Source organism: Bacillus sp. NPDC094077, from assembly GCF_050279465.1.
Classification (GTDB): Bacteria; Bacillota; Bacilli; order Bacillales; family Bacillaceae_G; genus Bacillus_A.
On the sequence record NZ_JBNNUF010000003.1, the window covers coordinates 303,792 to 324,620 of the forward strand.

The following is a 20,829-nucleotide window of genomic DNA, read 5'->3' on the forward strand; positions in this document are numbered from 1 at the left end:
AGAAAATTCAGAATTATTAAGAGGTGTTTCGAATAAGGAGCACCTCTTTTCACCAACAAAAAGGGGGGAAAGAAGTATGCTTCAATCTAATATGGATGTGAGTTTAGAAAGTTTGTTGAACTCATTACAGTCTACCCGAAGCACGCTATTATCAGAAATTGAAATGTTAAATGATACAGAAGTAAATCTAAAGCCACGTCGTGATAAATGGAGTATTATTCAAATTTTGCATCATTTGCATTTAGTTGAACAATCTGTCACATCTGCCCTTGTATATGCTTTACAAAAAAAAGAAAGAAATGCAACTCCATTTAAAGACCTTCAACTTACGCTTGATCGCACACATAAACGAGAAGCTCCTCAGCAAATGCAACCAACAGAAACTTTAATGAAAAAACAACAAGGAATTCAATTACTAGAACATTCACGACAAGAACTGTTACATGCGCTTCATAGTGTCATAGATGAAAAAGAATTATTTGAAAATGGATTAAAGCATCCGGTTTTTCATGATTTAAATTTGTATCAGTGGGTTCAATTTCTTGATTTGCATGAACAAAGACATCTTACGCAGTTAAAAGAGGCAAAACACGCAATTTTACAGCGATAAAGTGGAAGAAGTGGGAAACCGCTTCTTTTTTTTGACGCATGCATAGTTTTCTTTCTTACTTTGGAATACTACATGGAGAAAGAAAAGAAGGAGTTGAAAAGTATGTCCAAGAAAAAGAGAGAAGAAGAGCGCGCTTGGAAAGCTCGTAAAGAGAATCAAAAACCACATGGAAAAGTGAAAGCTTTTGCTGAATTGGTTGAAGGGACAGAAAAAACGTGATGATTATTTCATCACGTTTTTTGTATGAGTGGAAAGGTTAATAAGAAGGTTGTACCGATTCCTTTTTCACTTATAATATCAATTCTTCCATTCATAGCTTGAACAACACTGAATACGACCATCATTCCAAGCCCAGTGCCTTTTTCTTTCGTTGAATAGAACGGAGAACCGAGACGTTTCACTTGTTCTTGATTCATACCGACTCCTGTATCTTTTATATATAGCTGTATATGCTTATGATCAGGAATTAATGTGAAATAAAGATCACCGCCTTTTGGCATAGCTTCAATACAATTTTTTAAAATATTTAATAAGCATTGATTTAGTTTTTGCTTCTCTCCAGCGATAAAGAAAGAAGTGCTTTGCTTTATGTAATGGGTACGAACATTTGTCAAATTGGCAAGAGGTGTAATTAAAGATAATGCATGCAGTAATTCTTCCTCTAGCTGTAATGTTTGTTCTTTTTCAATACTCGGTTTTGCAAAGGTTAGGTAGTCGGTAAGGACATGATTTGCTTGTTCGATACCATTGATGGCTATGTCGATATACAATTTTCGCTCTTCTTCAGAACATGTATCCGACTGTAAAAGTTGCAAAAATCCTTTCGTTGAAGTTAAAGGATTGCGAATTTCATGAGAGATGGAAGCAGCCATTTCGCCTATTAAATGAAATTTTTCAGCATTCATAAGTTCATTTTGGAGACGAACCTGCGTTTGTAATATGTGTAGTAAATATAAAATAAGGATCGTACCTATTATTGTGCATAGTTCATACACGATAATATGTGGGATATAATCTGCATCATTAGTAACCCTTGCAAGGAAAAATGGTATCCAACCAAACCCATAAGTAAGACTGTAAAAAATAGCAAGTACTATTTTTATGTGATTGGAGCTTCGATTAAAAACTTTGCATGTAAATAGTAGAACAATGAATAGGAGAATAGAAGCGATAAAGGATGGAAAAACCCCTACTCCTCCTAATAAGAAGCGATATATGTTTAATACAGCTAAAATAGAAACGCCGGCAATAGGTCCTCCTGTTAATGTGCCGACAATTAATACGATATGTCGCATATCGAATTGAAAACCGTTAGTTGTTTTTGCAGCAAAAGTGATACATAGCATAGTAGCGAGACAACATAATGCAATAAATATAGCTGAATTTAATTTAGGAGATCGCTTTCCTTTTTGATTCCAAAATAAGTGATATGCAAGCATTGTAACGAGAATGGATAGTATATTTAAAAAGAGGTAAATAATAAAGAGTTTCAGTATGATGCCCCCTCCCCTAATATTAAATCAATCATACTATAAAACGAACGAAATGAAATGTGAAATAGCGGAAAAATCAGAAATTTTTTCTGGTAGTATACAATATGTTACAATGAGTTTTGTCAATGAAAGAAGGAATTCCGTGCTATGCATGGGAGAGGTTCGCGAACTCCCTCTATAAAAAACTATGGAAACAACAATATCCTTAGGTATTGTTTTGTTTTTTTATTGTGACAGTTCAAGAACGTTCTTTCTTCTTATTCGTAGTAGAGAAGGAGAATGAGTGAAATGAAAAAAGAAAAAGCGGTTGTTGTTTTTAGTGGTGGACAAGATAGTACAACATGTTTATTTTGGGCAATGCAACAGTTTGCAGAAGTAGAAGCTGTAACGTTTAATTACAATCAACGTCATAAGTTAGAAATTGATTGTGCAGCGGAAATTGCGAAAGAGCTAGGAATTAAACATACGGTACTAGATATGAGTCTATTAAATCAACTTGCTCCAAATGCGTTAACGAGAACGGATATGGAGATTACACATGAAGAAGGTGAATTACCATCAACATTTGTGGATGGACGAAATTTACTATTCTTATCATTTGCTGCTGTATTAGCAAAACAAGTTGGAGCACGTCATATTGTAACGGGTGTATGTGAAACTGATTTTAGTGGTTATCCAGATTGCCGTGACGTGTTTGTGAAATCGTTAAACGTTACATTAAATTTATCTATGGATTATCCGTTTGTCATTCACACACCACTTATGTGGATTGATAAAGCAGAGACGTGGAAATTATCTGATGAACTTGGAGCATTCGAGTTTGTTAGAGAAAAAACATTAACATGTTATAACGGAATCATTGGTGATGGTTGCGGTGAATGTCCGGCATGTCAACTTCGTAAAGCGGGATTAGATACGTACTTACAAGAACGCGAAGGAGCGAACAACTAATGGATAATTTCTTTGGATTTCGCATCGTAGAAAATTTGCAAAAAATGGACAAGGATATTCAACGTAAACAACTCAAATATCATAATAAAAGAGTAATGGTCAGCAAGGAATTTACATTTGATGCAGCACACCATTTACATTGTTATGAAGGGAAATGTAAAAACTTACATGGTCACACATATAAAGTTGTATTTGGAATTAGTGGGTATGTAAATGAAATAGGCCTTGCAATTGACTTTGGAGATATAAAAGAAATTTGGAAAAATGAAATCGAAATATATTTAGATCATCGCTATTTAAACGAAACATTACCAGCGATGAATACGACTGCTGAAAATATGGTTGTTTGGATTTATGAAAAGATGGCAGAAGCATTAACGAAAGATAATCGTGTAAACGAATATAAAGGAGCTCGTGTTGAATTTGTTCGTCTTTTTGAGACACCAACTAGTTATGCGGAAGTAAGACGGGAGTGGATGCTCGATGAGTAAAATCCCTGTCTTAGAAATATTTGGTCCGACTATTCAAGGTGAAGGGATGGTTGTAGGGCAAAAGACAATGTTTATCCGTACAGCTGGTTGTGATTATAGCTGTGCTTGGTGTGATTCAGCATTTACGTGGGATGGATCAGCTAAAGATCAAATTAGACAGATGACACCAGAAGACGTTTGGAATGAACTTGTAGAAATTGGTGGCGAAAATTTTTCTCATGTTACGATTTCAGGCGGGAATCCGGTATTGCTGAAAAATATTGAGTTTCTTCTTTCTATATTAAAAGAGAATGGAATGCGAACGGCAATCGAAACGCAAGGGAGTAAATGGCAAGATTGGTTACTTCAAATTGATGAGATAACGATTTCTCCAAAACCACCAAGTTCGGCGATGCATACAGATTTTCAGAAGTTAGATGCTGTTGTTCAGAAACTAGCGGGAAAAGATATTAGTTTAAAAGTAGTAGTATTCGATGATCATGATTTTGAATATGCAGTTAAGATGCACGAACGATATCCAGATGTACCATTTTTCTTACAAGTAGGGAATGATGATACAAAAACAGTGGATGATGCGATGCTAATAAATAAACTATTAGAAAAATATGAGTGGCTGATTGATAAAGCTGTAAATTGTAAAGCAATGAATGATGCGAAAGTATTGCCGCAGCTTCATGCGTTAGTATGGGGAAATAAACGCGGTGTATAACGAGAAGGGATGTTTAAAATGGCAGGAAGATTAGATGAAGATTTAAAAGAGGTAACATTATTAGGAAATCAAAATACAAAATATTTATTTGAATATAGCCCGGAAATTTTAGAAGTATTTGATAATAATCATCCAAACCGTGATTATTTTGTAAAATTCAATTGTCCTGAATTTACAAGTTTATGCCCGAAAACAGGACAACCAGACTTTGCAACGATTTATATTAGCTACATTCCAGAGCAAAAAATGGTAGAGAGTAAATCTTTAAAGTTATATTTATTTAGCTTCCGCAATCACGGTGATTTCCACGAGGATTGCATGAACGTTATTATGAATGATTTAATTAAATTAATGGATCCGCGTTACATTGAAGTATGGGGGAAATTTACACCGCGTGGTGGTATTTCAATTGATCCATACTGCAACTACGGTCGACCAGGAACGAAGTATGAACAAATGGCAGACTACCGTATGATGAACCACGATTTATATCCGGAAACAATTGATAATCGTTAATAGAAAGAAAGGGCCTGTATACTATACAGGCCCTTTCTTTCTATTATATTATGCATTTTGATTAATGACAGTATAGTTTTTATGACTTACAACTGTAAGAGGTTCCATATCTAGTTCTCTAAAATTATCCATAATTGTTATATCAACAATAACAGAGTTTTGATTTACTTTTTGAACACGGCCTTGCATGCCACCTTTAAATTCGATGATATCTCCAGTTTCTGCGATCTGCATAAGCAACTCTCCTTGTTACAGTTTTTCCAAAAAAGAATAATTTGGGATTTTTTATTTTCCTTTATTTTGAACTATGTTTCCTGTTTTGTAAATGTTTTCAAAGTAAATAGTCGAAAAAAATTCATATTTTGTAAGATAATATCCAGATTTAATATGACGGTGGAGAAAAAGTGTTTATATCTTTATATTGGAGTATAATGGAAATGGATGTTGGTCTGTTAATATGGGGGAAATAGGAGCGGTAAAATAATGTTTGAAATTATGGGGAGTTTTATAGCTTTGTTCTTATTTTTATTTTCTTATATACAGTTGAAGAAAATTCGTCAATATGAAACGAATACATACTTTGATGGAATAGATGCTTCTATTACTCATGATAGTGGCGGAGATATGTAACAATATGTAACTTTTATTTTCAGCATGTTATGATGAATGTAAGAAATAGTACATAATATAGTTCGTAAGTGATGAATGGAGAGTGGAAAGAATGTGGATATCTTTTATTCGTCATGGTCGCTTGAATAGTGCTATAGAACCGATGACAATTACTTCATTTCATGAATGGCTGAAGAGATATGATGTAGATAGTGTGGGTAGGGAGTGTAACATACCGATTGAAACAATCGAGGCAGTAGAATCGGCAAATTTAATTGTATCGAGTGATCAAAGACGTGCTGTACAGTCAGCAGCGGAATTAATGAATTCTTTGTCCTTTGTGCAAAATTCTCTTTTTAGGGAAGTAGAAGTACCGTCGAGTTTTTTTGCACCGGAATGGTTTAAATGTAAACCAGGAACGTGGTTTTTTATTGGACGTGCTTTATGGATGGTTGGGTATCATAAAGGTGTTGAGTCGTATAAAGAAGCAAGAGAAAGGGCGAAAGAAGCTGCTAATATGTTACATCGCTACGCGCTGGTGCACGGGAAAATCGCGATAGTAGGACATAGTTATTTTAATACGATGATTGGTGCGGAACTGAGGGCGATGGGATGGTCTGGACCTCCTATTTTTCACCGGAAGCCGTGGGGATATACAAAGTATACGTTCCATGAGGCGATGAATGGAAGGGTATTAAATACAAAATTAACTTAAAAGCACACGATTTTATATAAAATCGTGTGCTTTTTTTAAGATATAGAAACCAATGTACGTAATGGTTTTATTAGATGGGCATAAGGTTCGCCAACGAGCATCACAGTTTTATCTTTTTTGTAACCTAGTTTTTCATACAGTGAAAAAGCACGTTTGTTTTCTAAGTTAACAAGTAAGGCGATTTTTTCATGACCTTTTTCAGCAGCATGAAGTTCAGCTGCATCGATTAATTTAGAGCCAATGCCACGTCCACTGTACATATTTGAAACTGACAACGTGTCAATATAATACTCATCAAGTTCAGCTTCTTTTTCTAACGTAATGGATTCGTCTTCATGTAGTTCTCTTAAGTAGTGTACGATTGGTGCATCAAGTTGTTCAGCGTCACTACCGTGATAAACGACAATAACCCCAACTGCTTTTCCATCTTGTTCAGCTACTAAACAGTTTTCATAGCTCAATCGATTATTTTCTTTTGTGAACCATGTTTCAAGTCCAAGTAATACTTTTGCTTCAACTGTGCTACCAGTGATTTTTTCAGCAATTTCGTGCAGAGCGTTATACAATAAAGGGGCTATTGCCTTTGCATCTGTCTTTGTTGCTTTCCGAATCATAGTATCCCTCCTAGTTCTATTCGTATATTGTAACATAGTGGTATGGAACTTTGTATGATTGAATGTCGAAATGTTTGATATAGAGAAGTAGCTATGTTAGTATATGATATTTAGTGGACATATAGTAAAATAAAATTGTTTTACAAATAATGAATATGAAATTGGAGAATAGCAGCTGGATAATTTTACAGTTGTTGACCTATAGAATATACGATAAAATAAAATATTGCATAGAGGTGAAATACATGGATGAACAATTAGCAAATACAATTTTGGATCAGCTGAAAAATGGCGAGATAAAGGAGTATGTTGCAACGAAAGATGTATTTTATACGTTTAGGAAAGTTGTAGTAAGTCGAGAAGATTTTAAACATATTATTGGGAACGCACAGCGCGGCGGGCAAGTAATTTATACATATTCAGAAACGCCACGTTCATAAATAGAAGATAAAGGAGAGGAGAATTATGGGCGATTTTAAACAAGGCATTTTACCGCATTGGGATTATATGTGGAAAGATAGAGCTGGCAATAGATTTATGGGAATGGTTATGTATCCAGAGAAACGAAAATGTTCAACAAAAATGCTTCAGAAAATAAAAAGGGCGTATGAGCAAGCAGCAGAAATTAAAGTAACTGTACAAGTTCAAAATACATATCAGTACATAGAAGGAATGATCGTATACTTTGATGAAGAAGCTCCTGTATGTACAATGCTTGATAAAGATGAGAATCCACATCACATATTTGTAAAAGATATTTTGCGTATTGAGCACTCTGAATAAACTTTTCATAAATAAATTGAAATTCCATAATAATAATCTTTTTCTATAATAGTTATCTTTTAGTATGTAACGAGCAACGAAAGTATATGTATAATATTTAATAAAGTAAAATTGATAAATGTAATCGTTTGTTAGAACAGATTATCGTTTCATGTCTGTTCTTTTTTGCGTGATGCTGGAGAAATATATTCCTCCAGCATTTACCGTTTTATGACAAAAAATATTGTTAACTTTTTTTAAAATAAGGTTAAATTCGTTGACAACTTTTTTGAAAAGCACTTTATTGACATGAGTTTTAGAATGTTGTTTCATAGTCATTGTATTGAAAAAAAATGGCTATCATGTCGAAAAGTAAAAGTTAAAAAAAGAAAGAATTTATACATATATCTTGTGTCTTATTTTGAAACGTAATACAATATATAGAGAAATCGAGAGCGACATACAGAGAGTATAGATTGGAGAGGGAGGGTCGGAAATGTTAGTTGCATATGATTCTATGACAGGAAACGTGAAGCGTTTCATCCACAAATTAAATATGCCGGCCGTTCAAATTGATGAAGATCTAGTAATAGATGAAGATTTTATTCTTATTACGTATACAACAGGTTTTGGCAATGTACCAGAACGTGTTTTAGACTTTTTAGAGCGCAATAATGAAAAATTAAAAGGCGTATCTGCAAGCGGCAATCGTAACTGGGGAGACATGTTCGGTGCAAGTGCTGACAAAATTTCTGCTAAATATGAAGTGCCTATTGTATCAAAATTTGAGTTATCTGGAACAAATAACGATGTAGAATATTTTAAGGAAAGGGTGCGGGAGATTGCGACACATTGAACTGAATAATGAAATCACGCAAATGCAGGACGGTTTCTATCAGCTACATAAAGATAAAGAAGCATTAGAAGTCTTTATGGAAGAAGCTAGAGCGAATACCGTTCATTTTAATAGCGTGGCAGAGCGAATGGAGTATATGAAAGAACATGATTACTATTACAACGTTCTGGACGAGTATAGCTTGGAGGAAGTAGAAGGAGTATATAACATCGCTTATGGTGAAAACTTCGAGTTCCAATCTTATATGGCAGCATCTAAGTTCTACAAAGATTACGCGTTAAAAACAAATGATCAAAAACAATACTTAGAAAGCTATGAAGATCGTGTAGCAATTGTGTCATTATACTTAGGACGCGGTGATGTTGCGAAAGCAAAACAATTTGCAAGCATGATTGTCAAACAAAACTACCAACCAGCGACACCAACCTTTTTAAATGCGGGAAGAAGCAGAAGAGGAGAAATGGTGTCTTGTTTCTTGTTAGAGATGGATGATAGCTTAAATTCAATCGGCTTTAACATTAATACTGCAATGCAATTATCGAAAATTGGCGGGGGAGTAGCTTTAAACTTATCTAAGCTACGCGCACGCGGTGAGCAAATTAAAGGTATCGAAAATGCTGCAAGTGGAGTAGTACCTGTTATGAAATTGCTTGAAGATTCGTTTTCATATGCGAATCAACTTGGCCAACGAAAAGGTGCCGGCGCAGTATACTTAAACATTTTCCATTGGGATATTATTGAATTCCTTGATACAAAAAAAATAAATGCCGATGAAAAGAGCCGTATTCAGTCTCTATCAATCGGAATTATCGTCCCAAGTAAGTTCTTTGAGCTTGCTGAGAAAAACGAACCGTTCCATGTTTTTGCGCCTTATACAGTGTATAAGGAATACGGAAAGCATTTAGATGATATTGACATTGATGAAATGTACGATGAATTAATGAGCAATCCGAAAGTGAAGAAGAAGCCACTAGATATTAGTGCACGTGATATGCTTATTAAAATTGCTATGATCCAACTTGAGTCTGGCTACCCATACTTAATGTTTAAATCAAATGCAAATAATCAACATCCACTGAAGGATATTGGAACTGTGAAGATGTCGAACTTGTGTACAGAAATTTTCCAGCTTCAAGAAACTTCTGAAATAAACGATTACGGTACAGATGATATTATCCGCCGTGATATTAACTGTAACTTAGGATCGTTAAATATCGTAAATGTAATGGAAAATAAAGAAATTCGTGAAGCAGTTCATGCGGGAATGGAAGCTTTAACAGCTGTTTCTGATATGACGATTATTCCGAATGCACCAACTGTGAAAAAAGCAAATGACGAGCTTCATTCAGTTGGACTTGGTGCAATGAACTTACATGGATATTTAGCAAAAAATAAAATCGCTTATGAAAGTGCAGAAGCGAAAGAGTTCGCTCGTACATTCTTTATGATGTTAAATTACTACTCTATTGAGAAAAGTATGGAAATCGCTAAAGAAAAAGGCGAAACATTTAAAGACTTCGATAAGTCTGATTATGCAAACGGCACATACTTTGAAAAGTATGAAGCGACAGATTACAGTCCAGTAACTGAAAAAGTTCAGCAATTATTTGAAGGAATTCATATTCCAACAAAAGAAGATTGGACAAGTTTAAAAGAGCAAGTGCAGAAGAATGGATTATATAACTCATATCGTCTTGCTATCGCTCCAACACAGTCTATCAGTTACGTTCAAAATGCAACTTCAAGCGTAATGCCGATCGTAAGTCAAATCGAATCAAGAACATATGCGAATGCGACAACATATTATCCAATGCCATATTTATCAAAAGATACGTTCTGGTACTATAAATCTTCTTACGACATGAATCAATTTAAACTAATTGATTTAATCGCAGAAATTCAAGAGCATATTGACCAAGGAATTAGTACGATTCTTTATGTTAATAGTGATATCTCAACACGTGAGTTAGCACGTTACTACATCTATGCACATAAAAAAGGCTTGAAGAGTCTGTATTATACGAGAACACGTAAATTAAGCGTGGAAGAGTGCGTAGCTTGTACTGTTTAATAAGAAAAAGTGAGACATTGTGAGCAGGGTTTTTCTGAACCCTGCTCATGCTTAGTTATCAATTTTTCATGTTTATTTAGAGAGAAGGGGCGATTTAATGCGTGCGGTAAACTGGAACAAAAAAGAAGATGATTTTAGTTTAATGTTTTGGAAGCAAAACATCGCTCAGTTTTGGACAGAAGAAGAAATCGCAGTGTCTTCTGACAAAAATACTTGGGTGCAATTATCAAAAGAAGAGCAAATTGCTTATAAGCGTGTATTAGGTGGTTTAACACTTTTAGATACGAAACAAGGCGGCGAAGGGATGCCTCTTGTACTTGTTCATCTGGAAAATTTACAAGCGAAAAGTGTATTAGCTTTCATGGGAGCTATGGAAGAAGTACATGCGAAGAGTTACAGTCATATTTTTACAACGTTAGCTACGGAAGAAGAAATTGATGATATTTTTGAATGGGTAGATAATCATCCATTACTTGAGAAAAAGGCTGGTATTATTACGAGTTACTATCGTCGTTTATTAAAGCCTGAAGTAACGAAAAAAGAGTTATACATGGCAATGGTAGCAAGTGTGTTCTTAGAAAGTTACCTATTCTATAGTGGATTCTTCTATCCACTTTACTTAGCAGGACAAGGAAAATTGACTGCAAGTGGTGAGATTATTAACTTAATAATTCGTGACGAGTCTATTCACGGCGTATTCGTCGGTATTTTAGCACAACAAATCTTCGCGGAACTTTCTGCAGAAGATCAACAAGAAGTGCAAAAAGAAACGCAAGAGTTATTAATGGAACTATATGAAATTGAAATGGCATACACAGAAGAAATTTACACTTCTATCGGTCTTGTAGAGGATGTAAATCGTTTCGTTCGTTACAATGCGAATAAAGGACTTATGAACTTAGGACTTGAACCGAAGTTTGAAGAAGAAGAAATTAACCCAATCGTTTTAAATGGTTTACGTACAGATACGAAAAACCATGATTTCTTCTCTGTAAAAGGAAATGGTTACGTAAAAGCAACAAATGTTGAAAAGTTATCAGATGATGACTTTGTATTCAATTTTTAATATGGTGTCATAGAAAAAGCTGTCTTTATAGAAAAGACAGCTTTTTTTCTATGAATAGTTTACATAATGTTATTATTTCGTGGAAATATTTCTATCTCGTAAAAGCCCAATTTGTGAGGAAGTGAAAATAAAAAATACGGATTAAAGTTATATTTAGTGTTATGAAGGATTGAATAACTTATGTCAAAATGAATAAAAAATAAGAAGAAATGAGGCCCAATTCTACCTATACGTTCTTTTTCGTATTGAATTTTTAAATGCTAGAAATTTTGGCTCGAAAATTGCATGAATATTTAGAAAACGTAAAAAGGAGGTAATACTTAGTTTGATATATATGGTGATTTGAAAGCGTTTCCTTTTGGCTGTCAATCTTTAAATGGAAAGTAGATAGAGAAAGTAGGAGGAATGATAGGTGGGAAAAGTGGTTGGTTTAAAACGTTCATTAGGGCTTTGGTCAATTGTTATGCTAGGGGTCGGGTATATGACACCGATGGTTGGGTTTGATACATTTGGGATCGTTTCTGAAAAAACGGGCGGGCATGTTCCAGGAGCTTATCTGATTGCATTAGCAGGAATGTTGTTTACCGCTGCAAGCTACGGCAAAATGGTAAAGGTTTTTCCTACCGCAGGATCTGCTTATACGTATACACAGAAGACAATTAGTGCAAGGCTTGGATTTCTTGTTGGATGGTCAGCATTATTAGATTATTTATTTCTACCGATGGTGAACGCACTATTAACGAGAATTTATATGTCAGCATTTTTCCCGAGTGTTCCTAATTGGATATGGGTCATTGGATTTGTTCTACTGATTACATTAATAAATATGATTAGCGTAAATGTTACTGCTAACTTCAATACGTTCTTAGTAATATTTCAAGTGCTAGTAATGGCCGTGTTTGTTTTTCTAGTTATAAAAGGTTTACTAGCGGGAGAGGGAACAGGAGAAGTTTTTTCCATTCAGCCGTTTTTTCAATCAGATATACAAATATCACCGTTAGTTGCAGGTGCGACAATTCTTTGTTTTTCATTTTTAGGTTTTGATGCAGTAACTACATTTGCAGAAGAGACACCAAATGCGAAGAAGACAATTCCTCGAGCTATTTTTCTTACTGCTTTAATCGGTGGGATTTTATTTATTACTACTACGTATTTTACACAATCTTTTTTTCCAGATACATCTGTATTTAAAGATCAAGAATCAGCATCTCCAGAAATTGCGTTATATGTTGGTGGAAAACTATTTCAAGCTTTCTTTTTAGTAGGAACGCTTATGGGGACACTGGCGTCCGGTCTAGCTTCTCATACAAGTGTGTCCAGATTATTGTACGTAATGGGGCGAGATAATGTAATTCCGAAGAAAATATTCGGATACATTCATCCTCGCTGGCGAACTCCAGTATATAACATTATTCTTGTAGGGATTATTTCGCTCTCCGCTATATTCATTGATTTAGAAACGGCAGCATCTCTTATTAACTTTGGGGCGCTTATTGCATTTACATTTGTTAATTTATCTGTAATTTCCTACTATATCATTAAGCAAAAAAGGTATAAGACGATAAAAGACTGTTTAAATTTCTTAGTTATGCCTATTTTAGGTGCTGGTACTGTAGCAGTATTATGGTTTAACCTCAATATTCATTCACTTATTCTGGGACTTTGCTGGGCTGTTATTGGAATTGGGTACCTTCTATATATTACAAATATGTTCCGCTCAGCTCCTCCGCAAATGCATTTTGAAGAAGTACAGGAAATATAAAAGCAAAAGACATCGGATAGATTCCGGTGTCTTTTGCTTTTATATTTGATAATCATGCAGTATTGCATAAGTCATTCAAAGATTCATAAGTGAGGGGATGACACGATATGATTAACCTAGTATTTTCACTTGGCACGATTATTGCTTTGTACAATTAGTAATAAATATAAAGCGGGGTGTTATCATGCCAATTCAATCAGAAAAACAAACAAATACAGTTGAACTTGAAAATCCTTTAGAGGAATTTCAATCTATATTAAAAGAGGCGCTTCATTTTTTACGTTATCCAGACGAAGTATTCGAGTTTTTGAAAAAACCGATGCGCTTTTTAGAAGTAAGCATTCCTGTTCGAATGGATGATGGAACAACAAAGGTGTTTCAAGGGTATCGCGCTCAGCATAACGACGCAGCAGGGCCAACAAAAGGCGGTATTAGATTCCATCCAGATGTTACGGCAGAAGAAGTAAAAGCACTTGCTGGTTGGATGAGCTTGAAATGTGGAGTGACAGGGCTGCCATATGGAGGCGCAAAGGGCGGGATTATTTGTAATCCGCAGGAGATGAGTTTTAGAGAACTAGAGTTACTAAGTCGTGGGTATGTAAGAGCAGTAAGTCAAATTGTAGGACCGACGAAAGATATTCCAGCCCCTGATATGTATACAAATGCGCAAATTATGGCTTGGATGCTAGATGAATATGATCATATCAGGGAGTTTGACTCTCCAGGCTTTATTACCGGGAAACCGTTAATGCTAGGAGGATCACAGGGCCGAGAAACAGCAACTTCAAAAGGTGTATTGTATACACTTCAGTTAGTAAGTGAGTTAAAACAAATTCCGCTACAAAATATGCGAGTTATTATTCAAGGATTTGGGAATGTTGGAGGGTATTTGGCGAAATATTTATATGATATTGATGTGAAAGTAGTTGGGGTATCAGATGCTATAGGAGGGATTTATAATCCAGACGGTCTCGATGTTCCTTATTTACTAGAAAACAGAGATTCTTTTGGTGTAGTATCGAATCTCTTTAGTAAAACAATTTCTAATCAGGAGTTGTTAGAAAAAGAATGTGATGTACTCATTCCAGCGGCAATTGGGGGAGTGATTACGAAACATAATGCAGGAAATCTTGGATGTAAGATTATCATTGAGGCTGCAAATGGTCCAACAACAAAAGAGGCGATAACCATGTTAGAAGAAAAGGGGATTTTGGTTGTTCCAGATATTTTAGCAAACTCTGGTGGCGTGATTGTTTCTTATTTTGAATGGTGTCAAAATAACCAAGGGTATTACTGGACAGAGCAATATGTTGATCAATGTCTAAAGGAGAAAATTACCTCTAGTTTTTCTAACGTACTTGACACTTCTAAACGCTATGGAGTAAATATGAAAATTGCTGCGTATATTGAAGGGGTTCACAAGATTGTAGAAGCATCGCGCCTAAGAGGTTGGTTGCATTTTTAACCTAAAGGAGGGCCAAAATGAAACTGGATATTTTATTAGAAGAAGTAGAGAGACAACAGATCGGTTATTATTGTATTTTGTCGCATAGTCATCGTTATGATATAGCTGTTACGTATTCACAACAGTTTCTTGGAAAAGCAATGGTTACCTCTATTCAAAATGGGAGAATGATTTTATTAAGTCAAGAAGATATTGGGGAGGAACAATATTGGGCACCAAGGCTAGGAATTGAGGTAGAAGATATAGAAGAGTTTCAAAGCTTTTTCCATATGATTCTTCAGTCACAAAGGTTAGAAGAACAATATTAATAGAATAAAAGAAAGGAATGATTGATTATGTACTATGATATTATTACGAGTCCATGCTATGGAACAATTGAAAAAGTGTCTATCGATAAGGATTCTCGAGTTTATGAATGGGAGCCATTATTTTCTATTAAAGATATGAGTGGTAAACTGGAAGTAATTAAAATGGGATGTAGTGGAGAAGTTCATTCCTTAGAAGTAGAGGCAGGAGATAAAGTAATTCCAGGTATGGTATTAGCTTATATTCAAGAAGACCTTTTCGTTAGTGGTAGTGATTAATGATAGAACAATGAGGAAGATGGAGGCGTTCATCTTCCTTTTTTTATTAAACAAAAGAAGGAATGTTTTATTTTCAGATTAATTAAAAAAATCTGCATTTAATGATACAATACAAGTTAAGTAGTTCAAAGGAGGAATAGCAGAATGTTTTCCATTGCTCATAAAAAAATTAGACCTATTGTTTCTCTGCCTATCGATCAATCTGAAAAGGAATGGAATATAGAGATTGAAAATATAAAAGAGTCTTTTTTATTTTTAAAAAGAGGAGAGAAATTATTTGCATACGTTCATGTTAAGGATCTGCTATCAAACAGTAAGGGATTAACTTCCAAGGCACTGCTTGCAAATGCTGTTTCGCTAGATACAATATGTCATCTTAGTAAAGATATTTCTTTAACAGCTCTTTTTCAAATTATTGGAGCGCCGATTGCCATAGTAAAAAATGAAATGGATGAGCCAACAGGGTATATAAGAAGAGAAGATGTTTTTGCAGAACTATTTAAACAAGAAAATCAGAGTGTTGATATACTGAAAATTATTTTAACGTCTATTCCAATGGGGATTTTTGTAGTAAATCGTGAAAAAAAAATTGTAAATTGTAATGAATCTGGTTTGAAGATGATTAAATCGACTCCTGAAAAAGTTATGAATGTACCAGCAGAACAGATTTTTAATGAAGAACATATTAATAACGTATTTGCAACGGGAAAAACGATTTTGAATCAATTACAAATCACAAATGAGATGGGTGTATTAGTTGACTATAGTCCTATTCCAAACTTTGATCAAAGTATTGAAGGAATGGTTATTATTGTACAAGATTTGCCGATGGTTGAGGACATGGCGATGGAAATTGAGTATATCAAGGATTTAAATAAAGATTTACATGCAATCTTGTCTAGTATTTATGATGAAATATTAGTTGTTAATCATAAAGGGGAATTAATTCGTTATAGTGAAACCGTTATCAATGATTTTTGGGGAAGTAATTTGAAAGATCTTTTAGGAAAAAATCTTTTAGACTTAGAAAAGAAAGGATTATTTAGTCCATCTGTTACGCGATTAGTGCTGGAACAGCAAAAAAAGGTATCCGTTGTACAAGAAACAAAAAACGGAAGGAAAATATTAGCGGTTGGAAATCCTGTATTTAGTGAAAGTGGAGAGCTTCATCGTATTATTATTGCCTCAAGAGATATTACAGAAGCAACGAGATTGAAGACGGAATTACATGAAATAAAGAAGATATCAGAGCAATATAAGAAGGAATTAGATGACTTTAAAAATAAAGATCGCTTTCTTAAGAAGCTTATTTACTGTAGTCCAAAAATGGAACAAATTATTAACCAAGCTAAAAAAATAGCAGATTTTTCTTCCAATGTTCTTATTTCTGGAGAATCGGGCGTCGGGAAGGAAGTAATTGCCCAAGCAATTCATCAACTTGGAAAGCGATCTGCAAAGCCATTTTTAAAATTAAATTGTGGAGCAATTCCAGAAACTTTGTTAGAAAGTGAACTATTTGGTTATACGAAAGGTGCTTTTACGGGAGCAGATAAAAATGGAAAAGAAGGATATTTTAAGCGAGCTGATCAAGGTATTTTATTTTTAGATGAAATTGGAGAAATGCCCTTACATTTGCAAGTGAAATTACTTAGAGTCCTACAGGAACAAGAGGTAATTCCTATCGGAAGTACAATACCTACGAAAATAAATGTGCAAATCATTGCCGCTACAAATAAGAGTCTTGAAAAGATGGTAGAGGCAGGAACGTTCCGTGAAGATTTATTTTATCGCTTAAATGTAATTCCATTGCAAGTTCCTCCTCTACGAGAGCGAATGGAAGATGTTCCAGTACTTGCCTTTCACTTTTTACAACAGTTAAATGAAAAATATAATAAAAATTATCATTTAACTCCGGATGCACTTAACCTACTAGAGTTTTATTCATGGCCAGGAAATGTACGTGAATTACAAAATATGATTGAACGTTTAGTAGTATCAGCAGACGATCCAGTAATTGAAGCAGAGTTTGTTAGCAAGTTTTTAACACCCGGTTATGACTTTAAAAAATCAAAACCAGTTATTACAAGAGTATTACCGTTGCAAGAAGCACTACATTCTGTAGAAGAACAATTGATTTTACTTGCAATGAAGCAGTATAAAACAACGACTAAGGCTGCAAAAGCTCTTGGCATCAGCCAATCTTCAGTGAGTCGAAAATATCAAAAAATTATTAGCGAAAAAGGGATAGCGGCTGATATAATCTCTTATTCCTAAAAAGGAGAAGGTCACATGGACTTCTCCTTTTTTGCTAGTTTATTAAGTTTTCCGCTATTTGTGGGCAGTAAGTACTATCATCTTAAATTTTAGCAAAATGAAAGATGATAATGGCACTGATTGATGTTCTGTCTTATGCAAAATGGAATAGTGCATGCAAAAATGCATAACTCTTTTTTGTTACATGTAAGAATATAGTTAGTTTTTATAGGATTCCTTTGTATTTTAAATATTGGCATGAAAATTGCTTATAAATATATAAACGATCGATAAAGGGGGATTCAATATAGTGCTAGATTTAAAAATGTATGTAAACGGTGAATGGAGAGAGTCTAGTAATCAAGAGAAAAGAACGATTATTAACCCTGCGAATGGCAAGGGTATAGCATATGCACCTGAGGGAACAATCGAGGATGCAAAATACGCGATAGAAGTGGCAAGAGAGACTTTTGATAGCGGAATTTGGTCAGAAACATCCACTGCTGAAAGGGCATCATATTTATTTAAAATAGCAGATGAAATTGATAAAAATATGGAAGAATTAGTGTACCTTGAAGTAATGGATAATGGAAAAACGTACCGTGAGGCCGAAGGAGATATTGGAGATGCAGCGGCTTGTTTTCGCTATTATGCTGGATTGATTACAAAGCCAGATGGTCAAACATATCACGTAGCCGATCCGATGCAAGCGATGGTTGTAAGAGAGCCAATTGGTGTTTGTGGATTAATTGTTCCATGGAATTATCCGCTATTGATGAGTGTATGGAAAATTGCACCTGCTTTAGCAGCTGGAAATACAATTGTGTTTAAACCTTCTGAAGTGACACCAATCACTGCGACAAAGCTATTCGAAATCCTTGAAAAAGTAGGGCTACCTAAAGGTGTTGCCAATATGGTAATGGGGGCCGGTCCAATAGTAGGAAATGAAATTGCAGCGAGTAATAAAGTGGATATGATTTCCTTTACAGGTGGAACAAAAACAGGTAAGCACATTATGAGAACAGCAGCAGATAATATGAAAAAGATTTCGCTAGAACTTGGAGGGAAATCTCCAAATATTATTTTTGCAGATGCAGATTTTGAAACGGCTATTGATTATGCTCTATTTGGTATTTATGCAGGTAGTGGACAAGTATGCTCAGCAGGATCGAGAATTCTAGTAGAAGAAAGCGTTTACGATAGATTTGTTAATAGTTTTGTGGAGCGAGCACAGCAAATTAACGTTGGGCCTGGTGATAATCCTGAATCAGAAATGGGACCACTTGTAAGTCAAGAACATATGGAAAAAGTATTACGCTACATTGAAATTGGGAAAGACGAAGGCGCAGACATTGCTTGTGGAGGTAAGCGGATACTGACGGATGGAAAAGGCGAGGGTTTCTTTATTGAACCAACGGTCTTTGTCAATGTAAAACCCGATATGCGCATTGTACAGGAAGAAATTTTCGGTCCTGTTGTAGTAATTCAAAAGTTTAAAAATGAACAGGAAGCAATTAAGTTAGCAAACGGTACAGATTATGGCTTAGCTGGAGGTGTATTTACGGTTGATGGTGCAAAAGCAATGCGCGTGATTCGCAAGCTTCGCGCAGGAATTACGTGGATTAATAGCTATCATCCAACATACAATGAGGCACCTTGGGGTGGATATAAGCAAAGTGGTATAGGCCGTAGTCTAGGAACGTTTGGTTTAGAGGAATTTCAAGAAATTAAGCAGATTAATATAAATCTAGAAGTAGAACCTATTGGTTGGTTTGCAAATAAAAAAAATGTAGGAGTGAAATAGATGGGAACGAACGTAGAAAATAAATTGAATGAGCAAGATGTAAAAGGTTCAAATGTAAATGAGTATATTACGAAAGTACTACAGTTAATTGAAAAAGAAAAGGTTTCTGAAGAAGAGGCAAACTGGATTCAAAAAGAAACAGTAGATGGATTTAGAGAGCATGTGAATCCTGGTTTTCTAGCCTATAGAAAAACGGTAACAAAGGATGGACAATTTGCAGCAGTAGAATGGTCTGATGAAGGATCCTGTTTCATGGATATTAATGGTAAAAAATATATTGACTGTTTAGGTGGATTCGGAATTTACAATGTTGGTCACCGTAATCCGAAAGTAGTAAAAGCTGTGACAGATCAATTAAAGCGTCAAGCATTGCACAGTCAGGATTTACTAGATCCACTTCGAGCAATTCTTGCAAAGATTTTAGCAGACATTACACCTGGTGATTTGAAATACGCCTTCTTTACAAATAGTGGAACAGAAAGCGTAGAGGCAGCATTAAAACTAGCAAAAATGTATAGTGAACGAACAACTTTCATTTCTACAACTCGTGCTTTCCATGGTAAGAGTCTTGGTTCTTTATCCGGAACGGCAAAAGGAATGTTCCGTAAGCCATTTTTACCATTAATTCCGGGTTTCCGCCACGTTCCATTTGGCGATATTGAGATGATGAGAAAAACGTTTGAGACATGTGCATTAGTGGGAGAAGATGTTGCAGCAGTTATTTTAGAACCAATTCAAGGAGAGGGCGGTATTATTTTACCTCCAGAAAATTATTTGAAACAAGTACGAGAGCTTTGTGATGAGTTTGGATCACTTCTTATTTTTGATGAAGTACAAACTGGAATGGGACGTACAGGAAAAATGTTTGCTGCAGAATTATATGATGTTGTACCGGATATTATTTGTCTTGCGAAGGCTTTTGGTGGAGGTGTAATGCCAGCGGGAGCTATTGTTGCGAAAGAAAAAGTATTCAAAAGTTGGTTTGAAAATCCATTTATGCATACAACAACATTTGGAGGAAATCCTCTTGCATGTGCTGCTGCAATTGCAACAATCCATGTATTATTGGAAGAGAAATTACCGGAACGAGCTGCGGAAGTTGGGGAGTATTTCTTAAAAGGATTGAAACAAGCAGCAGAAGGACACGAAGATAAAATCTTTGAAATTCGTGGTCAAGGTTTAATGATTGGTATTGAATTCCATAGAGACGAGATTGGTTATGAAGTTTCAAAAGCAATGTTTGATCAAGGTATTCTGGTTGCGGGAACATTGATTAACTCAAAAACAATTCGTATTGAACCATCTCTAACAATTAGTTATGAAGAAGTAGATACAGTCATTAATACGTTTAAATCTGTACTAGCGCAAGTAAAGGTGAAATAATTTTCGTATAAGATTATATATAAATTCAAACTAGTAAAACCATTATGGGTTTCGTTTAATGGGTTTACTGGTTTTGATTCCAAGAAGGCAGTGTAACGAGAGTTACACTGCCTTT

At 35.1% G+C, this 20,829-nt stretch carries 23 protein-coding genes and 1 riboswitch; of the genes, 20 read left to right on the forward strand and 3 right to left on the reverse strand.

All coding sequences use genetic code 11. The features are described 5' to 3' along the window. The first annotated feature begins 76 nt into the window (after positions 1-76). Positions 77-610: a DinB family protein gene (locus ACQKNR_RS10235; protein WP_427317514.1), complete on the forward strand. Its 534-nt coding sequence runs from the start codon at positions 77-79 to the stop codon at positions 608-610. 102 nt (positions 611-712) lie between these two features. Continuing rightward, positions 713-829 (forward strand): DUF6254 family protein, encoded by a 117-nt coding sequence (locus ACQKNR_RS10240; protein ID WP_000038354.1) that lies wholly within the window; start codon positions 713-715, stop codon positions 827-829. 11 nt (positions 830-840) lie between these two features. Here ACQKNR_RS10240 and ACQKNR_RS10245 read toward each other — a convergent pair whose 3' ends face one another. Continuing rightward, positions 841-2,049, reverse strand: coding sequence for an ATP-binding protein (locus ACQKNR_RS10245; RefSeq protein WP_427317516.1), 1,209 nt, complete (start codon positions 2,047-2,049; stop codon positions 841-843). Between the two features lie 205 nt (positions 2,050-2,254). Further along, positions 2,255-2,298: riboswitch (PreQ1 riboswitch) on the forward strand. A gap of 93 nt (positions 2,299-2,391) precedes the next feature. On the opposite strand from ACQKNR_RS10245, the gene queC reads away from it, so the two are divergent. Genes queC through queF form a run of 4 tightly spaced genes read left to right on the forward strand, consistent with a single transcriptional unit; the run spans position 2,392 to position 4,770 of the window. Continuing rightward, positions 2,392-3,054 carry a 7-cyano-7-deazaguanine synthase QueC gene (gene queC, locus ACQKNR_RS10250; RefSeq protein WP_025150973.1) on the forward strand — a complete coding sequence of 221 codons (663 nt, stop codon included), beginning with the start codon at positions 2,392-2,394 and terminating at the stop codon, positions 3,052-3,054. Continuing rightward, entirely contained in the window at positions 3,054-3,545 is a 492-nt protein-coding gene (gene queD / locus ACQKNR_RS10255; protein WP_000368413.1) for a 6-carboxytetrahydropterin synthase QueD, read from the forward strand. The genes queC and queD overlap by 1 nt, the downstream gene beginning before the upstream one ends. Further along, positions 3,538-4,254 (forward strand): 7-carboxy-7-deazaguanine synthase QueE, encoded by a 717-nt coding sequence (gene queE, locus ACQKNR_RS10260; RefSeq protein ID WP_193411504.1) that lies wholly within the window; start codon positions 3,538-3,540, stop codon positions 4,252-4,254. The genes queD and queE overlap by 8 nt, the downstream gene beginning before the upstream one ends. Positions 4,255-4,272: 18 nt before the next feature. Beyond that, positions 4,273-4,770, forward strand: coding sequence for a preQ(1) synthase (gene queF, locus ACQKNR_RS10265; protein WP_427317519.1), 498 nt, complete (start codon positions 4,273-4,275; stop codon positions 4,768-4,770). A gap of 48 nt (positions 4,771-4,818) precedes the next feature. Here queF and ACQKNR_RS10270 read toward each other — a convergent pair whose 3' ends face one another. After that, a complete protein-coding gene (locus ACQKNR_RS10270) occupies positions 4,819-5,004 on the reverse strand; it encodes a YkvS family protein (RefSeq protein ID WP_427317520.1) in 186 nt (61 codons plus the stop codon). Between the two features lie 249 nt (positions 5,005-5,253). Here ACQKNR_RS10270 and ACQKNR_RS10275 point away from each other — a divergent pair, with 249 nt between their 5' ends. Then, positions 5,254-5,400 carry a hypothetical protein gene (locus ACQKNR_RS10275; protein ID WP_427317521.1) on the forward strand — a complete coding sequence of 49 codons (147 nt, stop codon included), beginning with the start codon at positions 5,254-5,256 and terminating at the stop codon, positions 5,398-5,400. A 91-nt stretch (positions 5,401-5,491) separates the two neighbouring features. Next, a complete protein-coding gene (locus tag ACQKNR_RS10280; RefSeq protein ID WP_427317523.1) occupies positions 5,492-6,094 on the forward strand; it encodes a histidine phosphatase family protein in 603 nt (200 codons plus the stop codon). Positions 6,095-6,129: 35 nt separating this feature from the next. Here ACQKNR_RS10280 and ACQKNR_RS10285 read toward each other — a convergent pair whose 3' ends face one another. Beyond that, positions 6,130-6,708: a GNAT family N-acetyltransferase gene (locus ACQKNR_RS10285; RefSeq protein ID WP_427317524.1), complete on the reverse strand. Its 579-nt coding sequence runs from the start codon at positions 6,706-6,708 to the stop codon at positions 6,130-6,132. Positions 6,709-6,953: 245 nt separating this feature from the next. Here ACQKNR_RS10285 and ACQKNR_RS10290 point away from each other — a divergent pair, with 245 nt between their 5' ends. The 12 genes from ACQKNR_RS10290 to ACQKNR_RS10345 all read left to right on the forward strand — a co-directional run bounded on the left by ACQKNR_RS10290 (position 6,954) and on the right by ACQKNR_RS10345 (position 20,714). Next, the gene (locus tag ACQKNR_RS10290; RefSeq protein WP_000344284.1) at positions 6,954-7,148 is read left to right on the forward strand and encodes a hypothetical protein; all 195 of its coding nucleotides are present in this window, start codon (positions 6,954-6,956) and stop codon (positions 7,146-7,148) included. Between the two features lie 25 nt (positions 7,149-7,173). Next, a complete protein-coding gene (locus ACQKNR_RS10295) occupies positions 7,174-7,491 on the forward strand; it encodes a hypothetical protein (protein ID WP_427317526.1) in 318 nt (105 codons plus the stop codon). A gap of 475 nt (positions 7,492-7,966) precedes the next feature. Further along, on the forward strand, positions 7,967-8,326 hold the full coding sequence (nrdI, locus tag ACQKNR_RS10300; protein ID WP_427317527.1) for a class Ib ribonucleoside-diphosphate reductase assembly flavoprotein NrdI: 360 nt from the start codon (positions 7,967-7,969) through the stop codon (positions 8,324-8,326). Further along, entirely contained in the window at positions 8,313-10,397 is a 2,085-nt protein-coding gene (nrdE, locus tag ACQKNR_RS10305) for a class 1b ribonucleoside-diphosphate reductase subunit alpha (protein ID WP_427317529.1), read from the forward strand. Before nrdI ends, nrdE begins: the two co-directional genes overlap by 14 nt. A 97-nt stretch (positions 10,398-10,494) precedes the next feature. Continuing rightward, positions 10,495-11,463, forward strand: a complete 969-nt coding sequence (gene nrdF / locus ACQKNR_RS10310; RefSeq protein WP_001203033.1) for a class 1b ribonucleoside-diphosphate reductase subunit beta — start codon at positions 10,495-10,497, stop codon at positions 11,461-11,463. Positions 11,464-11,875: 412 nt separating this feature from the next. Beyond that, positions 11,876-13,225 carry an APC family permease gene (locus tag ACQKNR_RS10315; RefSeq protein ID WP_427317532.1) on the forward strand — a complete coding sequence of 450 codons (1,350 nt, stop codon included), beginning with the start codon at positions 11,876-11,878 and terminating at the stop codon, positions 13,223-13,225. Between the two features lie 184 nt (positions 13,226-13,409). Beyond that, positions 13,410-14,690: a Glu/Leu/Phe/Val family dehydrogenase gene (locus ACQKNR_RS10320; protein ID WP_427317534.1), complete on the forward strand. Its 1,281-nt coding sequence runs from the start codon at positions 13,410-13,412 to the stop codon at positions 14,688-14,690. A gap of 17 nt (positions 14,691-14,707) precedes the next feature. Beyond that, positions 14,708-14,998: an SAV0927 family protein gene (locus ACQKNR_RS10325; protein WP_193411495.1), complete on the forward strand. Its 291-nt coding sequence runs from the start codon at positions 14,708-14,710 to the stop codon at positions 14,996-14,998. Positions 14,999-15,025: 27 nt separating this feature from the next. Further along, positions 15,026-15,274 (forward strand): hypothetical protein, encoded by a 249-nt coding sequence (locus ACQKNR_RS10330; RefSeq protein ID WP_427317536.1) that lies wholly within the window; start codon positions 15,026-15,028, stop codon positions 15,272-15,274. Positions 15,275-15,418: 144 nt separating this feature from the next. Next, entirely contained in the window at positions 15,419-17,548 is a 2,130-nt protein-coding gene (locus tag ACQKNR_RS10335) for a sigma 54-interacting transcriptional regulator (protein ID WP_427317538.1), read from the forward strand. A gap of 289 nt (positions 17,549-17,837) precedes the next feature. Continuing rightward, positions 17,838-19,331: an aldehyde dehydrogenase family protein gene (locus ACQKNR_RS10340; protein ID WP_427317540.1), complete on the forward strand. Its 1,494-nt coding sequence runs from the start codon at positions 17,838-17,840 to the stop codon at positions 19,329-19,331. Next, positions 19,332-20,714: a putrescine aminotransferase gene (locus ACQKNR_RS10345; protein WP_427317542.1), complete on the forward strand. Its 1,383-nt coding sequence runs from the start codon at positions 19,332-19,334 to the stop codon at positions 20,712-20,714. The last annotated feature ends 115 nt before the right edge of the window (positions 20,715-20,829 follow it).

Bases quoted from the DNA above. Each gene is read 5' to 3' on its own strand.
- ACQKNR_RS10235 (WP_427317514.1), top strand. From the start codon at position 77: ATGCTTCAATCTAATATGGATGTGAGTTTAGAAAGTTTGTTGAACTCA.
- ACQKNR_RS10240 (WP_000038354.1), top strand. From the start codon at position 713: ATGTCCAAGAAAAAGAGAGAAGAAGAGCGCGCTTGGAAAGCTCGTAAA.
- ACQKNR_RS10245 (WP_427317516.1), bottom strand. From the start codon at position 2,049: ATGCTTGCATATCACTTATTTTGGAATCAAAAAGGAAAGCGATCTCCT.
- queC (WP_025150973.1), top strand. From the start codon at position 2,392: ATGAAAAAAGAAAAAGCGGTTGTTGTTTTTAGTGGTGGACAAGATAGT.
- queD (WP_000368413.1), top strand. From the start codon at position 3,054: ATGGATAATTTCTTTGGATTTCGCATCGTAGAAAATTTGCAAAAAATG.
- queE (WP_193411504.1), top strand. From the start codon at position 3,538: ATGAGTAAAATCCCTGTCTTAGAAATATTTGGTCCGACTATTCAAGGT.
- queF (WP_427317519.1), top strand. From the start codon at position 4,273: ATGGCAGGAAGATTAGATGAAGATTTAAAAGAGGTAACATTATTAGGA.
- ACQKNR_RS10270 (WP_427317520.1), bottom strand. From the start codon at position 5,004: ATGCAGATCGCAGAAACTGGAGATATCATCGAATTTAAAGGTGGCATG.
- ACQKNR_RS10275 (WP_427317521.1), top strand. From the start codon at position 5,254: ATGTTTGAAATTATGGGGAGTTTTATAGCTTTGTTCTTATTTTTATTT.
- ACQKNR_RS10280 (WP_427317523.1), top strand. From the start codon at position 5,492: ATGTGGATATCTTTTATTCGTCATGGTCGCTTGAATAGTGCTATAGAA.
- ACQKNR_RS10285 (WP_427317524.1), bottom strand. From the start codon at position 6,708: ATGATTCGGAAAGCAACAAAGACAGATGCAAAGGCAATAGCCCCTTTA.
- ACQKNR_RS10290 (WP_000344284.1), top strand. From the start codon at position 6,954: ATGGATGAACAATTAGCAAATACAATTTTGGATCAGCTGAAAAATGGC.
- ACQKNR_RS10295 (WP_427317526.1), top strand. From the start codon at position 7,174: ATGGGCGATTTTAAACAAGGCATTTTACCGCATTGGGATTATATGTGG.
- nrdI (WP_427317527.1), top strand. From the start codon at position 7,967: ATGTTAGTTGCATATGATTCTATGACAGGAAACGTGAAGCGTTTCATC.
- nrdF (WP_001203033.1), top strand. From the start codon at position 10,495: ATGCGTGCGGTAAACTGGAACAAAAAAGAAGATGATTTTAGTTTAATG.
- ACQKNR_RS10320 (WP_427317534.1), top strand. From the start codon at position 13,410: ATGCCAATTCAATCAGAAAAACAAACAAATACAGTTGAACTTGAAAAT.
- ACQKNR_RS10325 (WP_193411495.1), top strand. From the start codon at position 14,708: ATGAAACTGGATATTTTATTAGAAGAAGTAGAGAGACAACAGATCGGT.
- ACQKNR_RS10330 (WP_427317536.1), top strand. From the start codon at position 15,026: ATGTACTATGATATTATTACGAGTCCATGCTATGGAACAATTGAAAAA.
- ACQKNR_RS10335 (WP_427317538.1), top strand. From the start codon at position 15,419: ATGTTTTCCATTGCTCATAAAAAAATTAGACCTATTGTTTCTCTGCCT.
- ACQKNR_RS10345 (WP_427317542.1), top strand. From the start codon at position 19,332: ATGGGAACGAACGTAGAAAATAAATTGAATGAGCAAGATGTAAAAGGT.